The sequence below is a fragment of the Brevibacterium antiquum CNRZ 918 genome (genome assembly GCF_900169145.1).
GTDB classification, from domain to species: domain Bacteria; phylum Actinomycetota; class Actinomycetes; order Actinomycetales; family Brevibacteriaceae; genus Brevibacterium; species Brevibacterium koreense.
Genome location: NZ_FXZD01000008.1, coordinates 156,941 through 169,760 on the forward strand (window position 1 = coordinate 156,941; position 12,820 = coordinate 169,760).

9 protein-coding genes and 1 pseudogene are annotated in these 12,820 nt (G+C 63.7%); 5 read left to right on the forward strand and 5 right to left on the reverse strand.

The window, feature by feature from the left end:
- The first annotated feature begins 159 nt into the window (after positions 1-159).
- From BANT918_RS12695 to BANT918_RS12705, 3 genes are all read left to right on the forward strand, one after another.
- Positions 160-1,335: a CaiB/BaiF CoA transferase family protein gene (locus BANT918_RS12695; RefSeq protein WP_101620592.1), complete on the forward strand. Its 1,176-nt coding sequence runs from the start codon at positions 160-162 to the stop codon at positions 1,333-1,335.
- Between the two features lie 299 nt (positions 1,336-1,634).
- Positions 1,635-2,426, forward strand: coding sequence for a DUF5819 family protein (locus BANT918_RS12700; RefSeq protein ID WP_101620593.1), 792 nt, complete (start codon positions 1,635-1,637; stop codon positions 2,424-2,426).
- The gene (locus BANT918_RS12705) at positions 2,416-3,540 is read left to right on the forward strand and encodes an HTTM domain-containing protein (protein WP_101620594.1); all 1,125 of its coding nucleotides are present in this window, start codon (positions 2,416-2,418) and stop codon (positions 3,538-3,540) included. The genes BANT918_RS12700 and BANT918_RS12705 overlap by 11 nt, the downstream gene beginning before the upstream one ends.
- 126 nt (positions 3,541-3,666) lie before the next feature.
- Here BANT918_RS12705 and clpB read toward each other — a convergent pair whose 3' ends face one another.
- Both clpB and BANT918_RS12715 read right to left on the reverse strand, forming a co-directional pair.
- On the reverse strand, positions 3,667-6,267 hold the full coding sequence (gene clpB, locus BANT918_RS12710; protein ID WP_101620595.1) for an ATP-dependent chaperone ClpB: 2,601 nt from the start codon (positions 6,265-6,267) through the stop codon (positions 3,667-3,669).
- Positions 6,268-6,474: 207 nt separating this feature from the next.
- The gene (locus BANT918_RS12715) at positions 6,475-8,052 is read right to left on the reverse strand and encodes a Na+/H+ antiporter (RefSeq protein WP_101620631.1); all 1,578 of its coding nucleotides are present in this window, start codon (positions 8,050-8,052) and stop codon (positions 6,475-6,477) included.
- 158 nt (positions 8,053-8,210) lie between these two features.
- Here BANT918_RS12715 and BANT918_RS12720 point away from each other — a divergent pair, with 158 nt between their 5' ends.
- Together BANT918_RS12720 and BANT918_RS12725 are read left to right on the forward strand one after the other, a co-directional pair.
- Positions 8,211-8,990: an enoyl-CoA hydratase gene (locus tag BANT918_RS12720; RefSeq protein WP_101620596.1), complete on the forward strand. Its 780-nt coding sequence runs from the start codon at positions 8,211-8,213 to the stop codon at positions 8,988-8,990.
- 77 nt (positions 8,991-9,067) lie between these two features.
- A complete protein-coding gene (locus BANT918_RS12725) occupies positions 9,068-10,000 on the forward strand; it encodes an NAD-dependent epimerase/dehydratase family protein (protein ID WP_101620597.1) in 933 nt (310 codons plus the stop codon).
- A 41-nt stretch (positions 10,001-10,041) separates the two neighbouring features.
- Here BANT918_RS12725 and BANT918_RS17785 read toward each other — a convergent pair whose 3' ends face one another.
- From BANT918_RS17785 to BANT918_RS12735, 3 genes and pseudogenes are all read right to left on the reverse strand, one after another.
- The gene (locus BANT918_RS17785; RefSeq protein WP_233429473.1) at positions 10,042-10,257 is read right to left on the reverse strand and encodes a hypothetical protein; all 216 of its coding nucleotides are present in this window, start codon (positions 10,255-10,257) and stop codon (positions 10,042-10,044) included.
- Between the two features lie 99 nt (positions 10,258-10,356).
- A pseudogene (locus BANT918_RS12730) lies at positions 10,357-10,853 on the reverse strand (SDR family NAD(P)-dependent oxidoreductase); the annotation flags it as partial.
- Positions 10,854-10,855: 2 nt separating this feature from the next.
- Complete coding sequence (locus tag BANT918_RS12735) at positions 10,856-12,676, reverse strand: FAD-binding dehydrogenase (RefSeq protein WP_233429475.1); 1,821 nt, start codon at positions 12,674-12,676, stop codon at positions 10,856-10,858.
- Positions 12,677-12,820 lie beyond the last annotated feature (144 nt).

Here is a 12,820-nt window from a genome sequence, read left to right on the forward strand (position 1 = left end):
CAGGCGGCAGTTGGCTTGTCCCGAGTGTAGCGAGGTTCGGCTCCTGGGGGTCAACGGATTCCGCACCTACCCGGACGGGGTGGGAGAAGTCCGTATAGTCTGGCGTGGAAGACACAACGCTTGGGTATCAGGGCTCGAACGCGCCATGGGAGGCAGCACGTGGAACAGCAGGATCTGCAGGAATTGTTCGGTCGGTCTGGGACCGGTCCGTTGGCGGGAGTGGTCGTCGCTGACTTCTCACGTGTGTTGGCGGGGCCCTACGCGACGATGATGCTTGCCGACCTCGGCGCCACGGTCATCAAGGTCGAGGGACGGACCGGCGACGATACACGGCACTGGGCGCCACCTCGGCGAGGCGATGATGCGACGTATTTCCTCACGGCGAACCGAAACAAGCACTCCGTGGTCCTCGATTTCAAAGACGAGGGGGAGCTGGCCCTGGCGCAGGAGCTGGCTAGGCGGGCCGACATCCTCGTGGAGAACTTCAAGGCCGGTGGATTGGCAAAGTACGGGCTCGACTATGACACCGTCAAGATTCAGAATCCGGGCGTCATCTACGCCTCGGTGACCGGGTTCGGGCGTGACAACCCGCAACCCGGCTACGATCTGCTGATCCAGGGACTGTCCGGCTTCATGAGCGTCACAGGGTCGCAGGAGTCGGGTCCGGTGAAGGCTGGCGTGGCGGTCGTTGACGTGTTCACCGGTCTGCACACCACGGTCGGAATCCTCGCGGCACTGGCCCACCGCAAGGACACCGGCGAGGGGCAGCTGGTGGAGACGAACCTCCTGTCCTCGGCACTGTCTGGGCTGGCGAACCAGACCTCGGCATATGTGGCCGGGGGTGTCGTCCCGCAGGCAATGGGCAACGCCCACCCGAGCCTGTACCCCTACCAGCCGATGCCCACGGCCGAGGGGCAGATCATCATCGCTGTCGGCAACGACAACCAGTTCCGTTCACTGGCAGCGGTGCTGGGCCATCCCGAGTGGGCTGAGGATGCACGCTTCGCGAACTTCTCCGACCGCAACGAGAACCGTGGCGAACTCGAACCGGAACTCATCGCCGCGCTGAGTGAGAAGACGAACCAGGAATGGTTCGACATCCTGACTGCTGCCGGTCTTCCGTGTGCTCCGATCAACACGATCGCCCAGGGTGTCGACCTGGCGACCTCGCTGGGTCTTGAGCCCGTCGCCGAGGCGGGGGCCGGGGATCGGGTGATCCCAACGGTGGCCAATCCGATCCGCTTGTCCGAGACTCCGCCGAGCTACGATCTCGCTCCGCCACAGCTGGGGGACAGCACCGAGGTGGTCAAGGACTGGTTGCGCAGCCAGCGCTGAGGGCAGTCATTTCACCGTCACTACCGGGGTCATGCTCGGAGTCAGACCCAGTGTTGCTGCACGGAAGTTCTGCCAGACGTTCTGCCGGACGTTCCGGCAGGCGTTCTGTCGGACGTTCTGCCGGAAGTTCTGGCAGGTTGGGTTCGTGAAACACCAGGGCTGCTCGGGCTGAACTTCCGGATTCACTGACGTACCCTGGAGTCTGTATGAATGCACCCTAGTCACTGGGGAGATCCTGAGCAGTCCACTTCTGGTCACGGCGGATTTCGCAAAGTGGCGCACCAGACTCCAGGACTGAGATGGATACAGACAAGACTGAGACGAAGTCCGCCAGACGGTCGGTCGTCAAGCGCGCGCTGATGGTTGTGGCCATGCTGCTGACAGCCTTTCATCTGCTCGCAAGCTTCCTCTGGATCGCTCCGTCGTCGACGGCGCGAGAGGTGATCCCCGGGGACCTTCTCTCCGAGTACATGATTCCGCTGTGGGGTCAGTCGTGGAGTGTATTCGCTCCCGAGCCGATCAACGGCGACTACTACTTCGATGTCCGCGCGGTCGTGAAGACTGCCGAGGGCGGTGAAGAGGTCACGGATTGGGTGCGCGCCACGGATGTTGAACTCGATCATTCGACCTACAAGCTCTTCCCTCCTCGCTCGGCCGGTCTGGGCGTCGGGGTCGCCTCCGACATCAAGGGATCGTGGGAGGACCTGCCCAACGACCAGAAGGCGATCGTCAAGCTCGACTACTTCAAGGGTGATGACTCTGTCGACCGGCTGACGACGAAGCTGGGGGACTACGAAGATCCCGACGGTGCTGTCGACGGATACCTGGAGAGCGAACATCTGGCCACGGCCTATGCGACACAGGTGGCCAGAGCGATCTGGGGTGAGGACGTCCAGCGCGTCCAGTACCAGGCAGCCCGACAGAATGTTGTGCCGTTTGCACAGCGCAACAACGACGATGCGAAACGGCCGAACATCCAGCCGGTGCCGGTCGGCTGGCGAGCACTGGTGGCCGAACCGCACCAGTCCGATGTGGAGTTCGCCGAGTACTTCTGTGCCTCCGACAAAGTGAGGTGTGCAGATGAGCAGTGACAAGAACACCCGGGTCAAGGGTGAAGAGATCGGCGTGCAGGAGTCGAAGTCCGGGGTGACCTCCTATTCGGCAGCGGATCCGAACGAGCGCATTCCAGTCGCTTCCCGCGTCCTGGGGAGCATCTCGCGCGGCTGGGACTGGCTTGAGGAGATGCTCATCGGTCGCTATCACGCAACGTACGGTCTCGCGGTGACCCGTATCCTCATCGGCCTGACCGGACTCGGCCTGCTGCTGACGAACTTCAGCGCCCGGCACTATGCCTTCGGCGTGGGCAGCGCCTGGAACGGGGAGATCGCTGACCCCAAGAGCGACTTCCCGAACATCTGGCTGTTCTCTGTCTTCCACCGTGCGGTGACCAACCCGCCGTTGTTCACCGCCATGATCATCGGTCTGGCCATTCTCGCCGTCGTCATCATCCTCGGATGGCGGACTCGCATCGTTCTGCCGTTCTATCTGGTCCTGTGGGTGAGCTTCATCGAGCTCAACGACGGTGCTGGCGATCAGGGCGACAATGCGTATCGCATGTTCATGATCGCGATGCTCTTCGCCGACACCACCCGGCGGTGGTCCTTGGATGCCAAGCGCAAGAGACAGCAGAACCCGGAGTTCCCGGAAACCGACGGAGGCAGCTATCGCTGGGCCCTCATCATGGCCAACAACTTAGCGATCGTCGTGCTGGCCTTCCAGGTCTGTGCGATCTACATGTCGGGTGGTCTGTACAAGGCCGGTGGTGCCGCTTGGCAGCACGGATTCGCAGTGTACAACCCGCTGCACACTCAACAGTTCGGAACCTGGCCGGTGCTCTCAGACCTGCTGACCGCCTGGGGCCCGATGGTCGTGGCCATCTCCTGGGGCTCGGTCCTGTTCCAGTGCGCGTTCCCGTTCATGCTGTTCAACAGGTACACGCGAATTGTGGGCCTGTTGGGCATCCTCTCCTTCCACCTGGGAATCGCCCTGCTGATGGGACTGCCCTGGTTCTCGCTGACGATGATCGCCGTCGATGCCATCTTCATCCGCGATCGCAGCTTCGAAAAGCTCCACAAGCTGGTGAGTCGCTGGTGGAGATCGACCTCCGAAGGCTTGGAACGCACGAAGGCGAATGCCTCGCGCTAGTCGCCTGCGCGCCGCACGAGCCGTTGTTTCCTGAGCTCGCAGGGAAAGGGCCCCATCGAAGTTTCAGAGCTCCGCTTTAAAGCAGAGCTCTGAAACTTCGATGGGGCCCGTACCGTTTGGGGCGGACTATCGCTTCGGGCGCAGCTCCAGGCCTTTGGACTCCGGATCCTCGGGCAGACCGATGACGATGTCATCGCCGTCGACCACGTCGCCGGACAGCAGAGCGCGGGCCAGTTTGTCTCCGATCTCGCGCTGGACCAGCCTGCGCAGGGGGCGGGCGCCGAACGCAGGATCGTAGCCCTCGAGCGCGAGCCAATCCTCGGCGGCATCCGTGACCTCGAGCGTGATCCGGCGTTCGGTCAGGCGAGACGCCAGACGCTGGATCTGCAGGTCGACGATGGAGGACAGCTCCTCCGTGCTCAGGGCGTCGAAGAGCACGATGTCGTCAAGACGGTTGAGGAACTCGGGCTTGAACGTCGAATGCACGACGCCCAACACAGCATCCTTCTGCTCCTCGACACTCAGAGACTGATCGACGAGGAACTGCGAACCCAGGTTCGAGGTCAGAATCAGAATCGTGTTCCGGAAGTCGACTGTGCGCCCCTGACCATCGGTGAGACGACCATCGTCAAGAACCTGCAGCAGGATGTCGAAGACACTCGGGTGTGCCTTTTCCACCTCGTCGAGGAGGACGACGGAGTAGGGGCGACGGCGCACAGCCTCGGTGAGCTGGCCGCCCTCGTCGTAGCCGACGTAGCCCGGAGGGGCGCCGACGAGACGTGAGACGGTGTGCTTCTCGCCATACTCGCTCATATCAATGCGGATCAGGGCCTTCTCATCGTCGAAGAGGAAGTCCGCGAGGGACTTCGCGAGCTCGGTCTTGCCCACGCCGGTGGGGCCGAGGAACAGGAACGAGCCCGTCGGACGGTCCGGGTCGGCGATGCCGGCACGTGAACGACGGATCGCATCGGACACCGTGGCCACGGCGCTCTTCTGGCCGATGAGACGCTTGCCCAGCACATCCTCGGCGCCCAGCAGCTTCTCGATCTCGCCCTGCATCAGGCGTCCGGCCGGGATGCCCGTCCAGGAGGAGACGACCTCGGCGATGTCATTGCTCGAGACACGATCACTGACCATCGGATCGGTCTCGGTCTCGGCGTTGGCTTCCTCCGCCTCGGCGAGGTCGATCTCCTTCTGCACGGCAGGGATCTCCCCGTAGAGCAGACGCGAGGCCGTTTCCAGATCCGTGTCGCGCTGAGCCTTGTCAGCCTGAGAGCGCAGCTCGTCGAGCTTCTCCTTGAGCTCGCCGACCCGGTTGAGACCAGCCCTCTGGGATTCCCAGGTGGCCTCGAGGGCGTGCAGCTCCTCCTCCCGATCGGCAAGATCGGCACGCAGGGCGCCGAGGCGCTCCTTCGAGGCCGTGTCCGTTTCCTTGGACAGGGCCATGTCCTCCATTTTCAGCCGATCCACCGCACGCCGAAGCTCATCGATCTCGACGGGTGCCGAGTCGATCTCCATGCGCAGACGGGACGCGGCTTCGTCGACGAGGTCGATGGCCTTGTCCGGCAGCTGACGGCCGGTGATGTAGCGATTGGACATGGTGGCCGCGGCGACGAGTGCTCCGTCGTTGATCGAGACCTTGTGGTGGGCCTCGTAGCGTTCCTTGAGCCCACGCAGGATCGCGACCGTGTCCTCGACGCTGGGTTCGCCCACGTAGACCTGCTGGAACCTGCGTTCCAGGGCCGGATCCTTCTCGATGTTCTCGCGATACTCGTCGAGTGTGGTCGCGCCGACGAGGCGCAGTTCACCGCGGGCGAGCATCGGCTTGAGCATATTGCCCGCGTCCATAGCGGAGTCTCCGGTGGCGCCGGCGCCGACGACGGTATGGAGCTCATCGATGAAGGTGATGACCTGGCCATCGGCGTTCTTGATCTCCTCGAGGACGGCCTTGAACCTCTCCTCGAATTCGCCCCGGTACTTCGCCCCGGCCACCATTGCGGACAGGTCCAGGCTGATCAGCGTCTTGTCGCGCAGGGACTCAGGCACGTCACCGGCCACGATCCGCTGGGCCAAGCCTTCGACCACGGCGGTCTTGCCGACGCCGGGGTCGCCGATGAGGACGGGGTTGTTCTTCGTCCGCCGCGAGAGGACCTGGATGACCCGCCGGATCTCCTTGTCACGACCGATGACCGGGTCGAGTTTGCCCTCACGCGCGGTGGCTGTGAGGTCGAGGCCGTACTTCTCCAGCGACTGCATCGTGTCCTCGGGGTTCTCCGAGGTGACCTTCTTTCCCCCGCGCAGTTCGGGCAGCGCAGCCAGCAGAGCGTCGCGGCCGGCGCCGGCGCGGCGCAGCGCCTCACCGGCTCCGTCCTGACCCGCGGCGGCCGCGAGCAGCAGGTGCTCCGTGGACACGAACTGATCGCCGAGGCTGGTCATCTCCTCCTGCGCGAGGTTCATCATCTCGAGTCCGGAACGCGACAGCCCCGGCTGGGACACGGTCTGACCGCTGACGGTGGGGAAGCCATCGATGGTCGAGCGGACCGAATCCAGAACGGACTTCGGGTCGGCGCCGACCTTTGTCACCAGGTTTGAGGCCAGTGAGTCCGGCTGCTCCAGCAGAGCCGCGACCAGGTGGACGGGCTCGATCTGATTGTTTCGCCGAGCCACGACGTCATTCATCGCGGACTGAACCGTCTCGCGTGATTTGGTTGTCAACTGTGCGTCCATGCGCATCTCCTTCACAAGTGTTCTTCGCAACTGTTCCGTGTACAGGAATTGATCTCGAAGAGTTCAACACCGATAAAGTTGAGTCTATTCCACTCAACTTTGAAAAGCGAGAGAACCCGAGCCGTTCGGCGCGCACATCACCACGGTGAAGCCCGGCATGTGTCATTACGGTGAAGCCCGGCAGGCGTCAGCTCAGGAGTACACGCGTCACCTCAGCAGCACGGATTGGAGATCGAAGCGGCGCAGCACTCTGTCGGCGATCTCCGGGTCGGTGCCGCGTTCGCGTCGGGCCTTGAGCACTTCCGTGCGGGCGGACTGCAGTGCCTTGGTCTGCACCTTCACCATCGCCTCGCGGTGCTCCCTCAGCGTTGTGGCCTGCTCCGAACTGACCTGGTCGTCCGAGGTTCCCAGCAGCTGCGAGTAGAGGACCTTGAAGCGTGCGCGCAGAGGTTCAGCCACCTCCTCGGGCAGGCTGTCGTCATTCTTGATCTGGTCGATCGCGGCCTTGTACGCACGACGCGCGATCTCCGCCGAATCCTCACGCTCCTTCTGCGCCTCGTCGTCGATGCCGAGGATGGTGACGATGGTGGGGAAGGTGAGGCCGGCCAGGACCAGAGTCACCAGTAGGATCACGGCGGCCGCGACGAGGATGGAGGAGCGGCCGGGGAACGGCTCTCCGGTCGCGGTGGTTGCAGGAATCGACAACGCCAGCGCAATGGTGGCCAATCCGCGCATCCCGCCCCAGGTCATCAGCATGGCATCCCTGACATTCAACGGTGCTGCGTCCGGGTCCTCGTCCTTCCGCCTGTTCTCGAGCACGGTCCCGATGAGCAGCCAGCCGAACCTCACCGCGATGATGACGCCAGCGATGGCGAGCCCCACGAGCACGGCTTCTCCGAGCCCGGTCTGCTCGGTTTCGACGACCATGCGCAGGTCGAGGCCGATGAGCCCGAAGGCGATGCCGGTGATGAGCATCTCGAGGACCTGCCACGTCGAGGCCTGGGTGACACGTTCGGCTGAATTGCCCTCGACATCGCGTCGGCGCACCTCGAGTGCGGCCACGACCACGGCGACGACTCCGCTGGCGTGGAAATGTTCGGCGATGAGGTAGACGCCGAAGGGCAGCATCAGCATCAGCGAGGAGCGGGCGATCGTATGATCGATCTTCTCCATCACCGACCACACGATGAATACCACGACGAGGCCGATGGTGATGGCGATGGCCGCGGAGATGAGGAAGGACAGGGCCAGCTGTCCGAAGTCCACCTCGGTGCCGGACATGGCCGCCGCCATCGCGGTCTGGAAGATCACGAGGGACGCGGCATCGTTGAACAGCCCCTCGCTTTGCAGCGTGGACATGATCCGCCGAGGTATCGACACGGTTCCTGCGACCGCATCGACGGCGACGGGGTCGGGTGGGGCGAGCATTGCTCCCAGCGCCACCGCGGCGGCGATGGTGATCCCGGGGATGAGGAGGACCGCGGTTCCGGCCACGGCCGCCACCGTGACGCCGACGAGCGCGACCGCCATGCCCAGGATCGTGCGCCAGCGGATGGCGAAGAGAGCCCAGGATGTCTTCTGGGCGGCCGCGAACAGGAGGGGCGGCAGGAACAGGGGCAGGATGAGTTCGGGGTCGATGGTGATCTGCGCGAATGTGGGGATGAATGCGCCGGCGATGCCGATGACCACCATGAGTGCAGGCCAGGGGAGGCGCAGCTTCTGGCCCAAGCCCACGACCACGCTGGTCGCGGCACCGAATCCGATGATCATCAGCAGGGTGGTCATGGCCGTCTCCTCGGTATGGGTGGCATGTGCTGCGCGCTCGAACAACGGCATCGATGTCAGTCAGCATCGTCTCCACGAGGGGCGCCAGGTCAGGACCTCGAAGGAAATCGATGCCAGGTTTCCGCGCCGGACCAACGATACTTTGGCAGAATACTGTTATGTCTGACTCAATTGTATTGTCTGTGGCCGACGACGCAGTCGCGATGATTTCGATCAACGAGCCGGAGACTCGCAATGCGCTGTCGCGGTCGGTGATGAATGAGCTCATCGGCACCCTCGCCGAGGTGGGGCAGCGCACCGATGTCCGTGCAGTGATCCTGGCCACCGCAGGACATGTCTTCAGTTCCGGCCATGATCTCAAGGAGATCCGTGGGGCCGAGCTGGAATCGCAGCAGGAGACCTTCGCGCTCTGCTCTGAACTCATGCAGCTGATTCAGTCGATCCCGCAGCCGGTCATTGCACAGGTCCAAGGTGTGGCGACCGCAGCCGGCTGCCAGCTTGTCGCCAGCTGCGACCTGGCGGTGGCGGCGCACTCGGCTCGCTTCGCCACACCGGGGGTGAAGATCGGTCTGTTCTGCTCCACGCCCATGGTGGCGCTGACTCGGGCGGTGCCGGCGAAGACTGCGATGCGGATGCTGCTGACCGGAGACTTCCTCAGCGCTGGAGATGCGCTGACGTTCGGATTGGTCTCCGATGTGGTTGCCGATGACGAGCTGGAGACCTCGACCGTGGAGCTGGCGCGGAAGGTCGCGTCAGCCTCGTCGGCTACAGTGGCAGTAGGCAAAGCAGCGTTCTACGAACAGCGTGATCTGCCCCTGGGAGACGCCTATGCGCACATGTCGGAGGTGATGGCGCGCAATGCCGTCGCGGCCGACGCGCAGGAGGGCATCGACGCATTTCTGCACAGAAGAGAACCTCAGTGGCAGCATCGGGACTGACAGTGTGATTTCCTATGACTGTGTACTCGTTCGGATGAACCGGATGAGACGCTGCAGACGATGATGGAGGATCAGACGTGGCGGTAATCGTGACCGGAGCCAGCGGCTTCATCGGTGGCGCCATCGCCCGTGCCCTGACGGCCAGAGATGAGACCGTCTACGCCTTGGGACGACGCGATCCGGAGATCCCGGGTGTGAATTTCCAGGCCTGGGACCTCACCGAACCCGCCTCCGAAGCAGTGAAATCCCTGGCGTCGAAGACCTCAGCGGTCTTCCACTGTGCAGGCATCGCCGAGGTCAGCGCCGACGATGATGAGCTGTACTCGGTCAAGGTCACCGGGACCCGGAACGTGCTCGACGCATTCGCGAAGGCGCGCATCGTGCACATCTCCTCCACGACGGTCTACTCCCCGAACAAGCCTCACGTGGACCTGTGGGAAGAAGCCGGCCCCAAGGACCCCAACGATTTCCATGACGCCTATTCGAAGACACATGCTCTGGCAGAGCAGCTCGTGACGCGGATCCGCCCCGACGCTGCCATCCTTCGGCCAGCCGCGGTCTACGGTCCCGGCGAGACCATGCTGATGCCGCACCTGAGCCGAGTGGCAAGGAAGGGAGTCCTGCGACTTCCCGGCCGCGGCAGGCAGAAGATCACCCTGACCCACATCGACAACCTGGTGCGAGCGGCGATCGCCTGCGTCGATGTGCCTTCGGCCTCGGGCCCGTTCAACATCGGCGATCCGACTCCCTACAAACTCAAGGATGCGGTCTCCACTCACTTCGCCCGTATGGAGTACGAACCTGTCGTCATCGAAGCGATCGCGAAGGACAAGGCACTGTTCACCGCGAAGTTGGGGTTGAAGATCAAGACGTTCTTCCATCAGGGCAATAGGGCGGAGCTGTTCTTCGTCGAGTACCTGCAGCACGATCGCACGTACAATCTCACTCGTCAGCAGCGAGTGCTCGGAATCTCCACCACACAGTTCCTCTTGCCGTCACGATTCCAGTAGCCGCCCTCGGTCAACAGCCGATCGCCGTGGCCTGGCAGTCATCATCGGTTGAGACCGTGCCGGCCTGCGATGATCCGTGACACCACCCTTCGAGGAAGTGCCCGTTTGAGCAGGAACGGCAGCGGCGACCTGCTGCCCACAGCATAGAATTCGCGGGGTCTGGCTGTATCGATGGCCTTGACGATGACTGCGGCGACGGTCTCGGGCGAGATTCCCCGCCGCTCATTGTCGTCGAGGTGGCCCAGCATCGTGGTCACATCGTCGGTGTAGACGGAGCCGGGGGCGAGATATTTCGTCCGCCGGTTGCCGATTCCGGTGGCGATGGACCCTGGTTCGACGACGCTGACCCACACCCCGAACGGTGAGAGCTCTTGGCGCGCGGCCGTGGCGAATCCGCGCAGGGCGGCCTTGGACGCGACATAGGAGCTGCGATGTGCCAGGGGAAGCTTGCGAGCATGGAACCGACCATGATGATCCGGCCGTGACGCCGCTTGCGCATGCCGGGCAGGGCGAGTTGGCTCAGTCGCACCGGCCCGATGACATTCGTCCGAAACAGGCGGTTGATGGCCTCGGGCGGAAGCTCTTCGAAAGGGCCGGACTGGCTCTCGCCGGCGTTGTTGACGAGAACGTCGACCTCGGCGAGCTCGTTTCCGAGGGCCTCGACGCTGTCGGGATCAGCGAGGTCCAGGCGAAGATAACGCACGCCGGGGACCCGCTGGGACTTCCCGACCCGTTCCGGGTCTCGACTCGTCGTCAGGACCGTGTAACCTCTGTCTGCCAGCATCCTGACCAGTGCGGCACCGATGCCGGAGGAGCCGCCTGTGACGAGCACAGTGAGATCCGTATCAGCCATGGTCAGCGCCCCGCTCGATCCACTTCAGCCGCCTCGTCCTCGGATGCGGTCCGGCCGGCTCCCGAGCTTCTCGCCACCGATCGTCCAGCGCGCATTCCGGAGAAGATGCACCCACCCAGGAAGGTCCCCTCCAGCGCGTTGTAGCCGTGCATTCCCCCACCGCCGAACCCTGTGACCTCACCGGCGGCGTAGAGTCCCGGGATCGGTGTGCCGCTCGCCCCGATGACCTGAGCATCGAGGTTCGTCTCCAATCCGCCTAGGGTCTTGCGTGAGAGCAGACTCAGGCGCACCGCGATGAGTGGTCCGTGGGCCGGGTCGAGGATCTTGTGCGGTTTCTGCACCCGCACGATCTTGTCGCCGAGGTAGTTCCTGGCATTGTGGATGGCTTGGACCTGCGCATCCTTGGAGAACGTGTGGTCCATCTGCCGATCTCGTTCGACGATCTGGTCGACGAGGTGGTCATGATCGATGACGGGCCCCCGGGAGCGTTCGTTCATCCCGGTGACCAGGTCTTCGGTGGTGTCGGCGACGACGAAGTCGGGACCGAATCGCTTGAATGCTTCGACCGGGCCGGGCGCATCGGAGGACCGAACACGGTCGAGTGTCACACGCCAATCCTTCTTCGTGATGTCGGGGTTCTGCTCCGAACCCGATAGCGCGAACTCCTTGCGGATGATCGACTCGTTGAGTACGAACCAGGAGTAGTCGTGACCGGTCGACAGAATGGTCTTCATGGTCCGGTTGGTGTCGAACCCGGGATAGTTCGGCGCGGGGAAGCGATTGCCTTCGGCGTCGAACCACAGTGACGAGGGCCCCGGAATGATGCGGATCCCGTGGTTCGGCCAGACTGGATTCCAGTTCTCGATGCCCTCCGTATAGGCCCAGATACGGTCCCGATTGATCAGGCTCGCACCCGCGTCCTCGGCAATGGAGAGCATGCGACCGTCGACATGGGCGGGCACTCCGGCAAGCATCGTCTGCGGGAACTCGCCGAGGCGCTCGGCCGGCCAGTACTGACGCATCAGTTCGAAATTGTGTCCGATGCCGCCGCTGGTGACGATGATTGCAGGGGCACGGAGTTCGAAGTCTCCGACCTCCTCGCGGTTCGATGCGATCCCTCTGCCGGTGTGGCTGGGGGCAAGCGTCGACCCGCGAACCCCGACAACCGAGGCACCATCGCCGTTGCCGCCGTCCTCGACGACGAGCTCATCGACACGATGCCGGAAACCCATCGTCACGAGGCCTGCGGATTCCGCCTGCTCCACTGGTTCGCGGAAGACCCGGACCACTTCGGGGCCGGTGCCCCAAGCGAGGTGGAACCTCGGCACGGAGTTCCCATGTTCGGAAGACCCGGACCCGCCTCTTTCAGCCCAGCCGACGATCGGCGTCAGGCGCAGCCCCAGATCATGCAGGTAGCGGCGCTTGTCTCCGGCGGCGAACTCAAGATATGCCTCGGCCCACTGCCGGGGCCAATGATCCTCGTCCCGGTCGAAGCCAGCCGAGGTGGCCCAATCCTGGCGCGCCAGGTCGAGAGAATCGTGGACACCGAGCCGGCGCTGCTCGGGGGAGTCGACAAGGAAGAGCCCACCGAGGGACCAAAAGGCCTGACCGCCGAGGTTGGCCCGATTTTCCTGGTCGAGGATGAGTACTCGTTTCCCGGCGAGGCTGAGTTCATGGGCGGCGACGAGCCCCGCCAGGCCGGCCCCGACGACGATTGCGTCGTAAGCCTCGGTCCCGTCGGGGGCAAGAGCTTTGTCGCAGGTGAGAGGCTCCTCAGAATTGAGAGCCTCGTCAGGGGCGGCGGTCGGAAAGATGGTTCCCATGGGCGACTCCTTCGTCGATGTGTGGGTGGGGCCTGGTGCTGCGAATTCTTGGGGCCGTGCGACCCGTGCACACTCAGACTACTGTCCGCCGCGTCCCCCCGGGATGCCATCGGCTTATTCTGGTTGGCCACGCCGCAGTTCAAC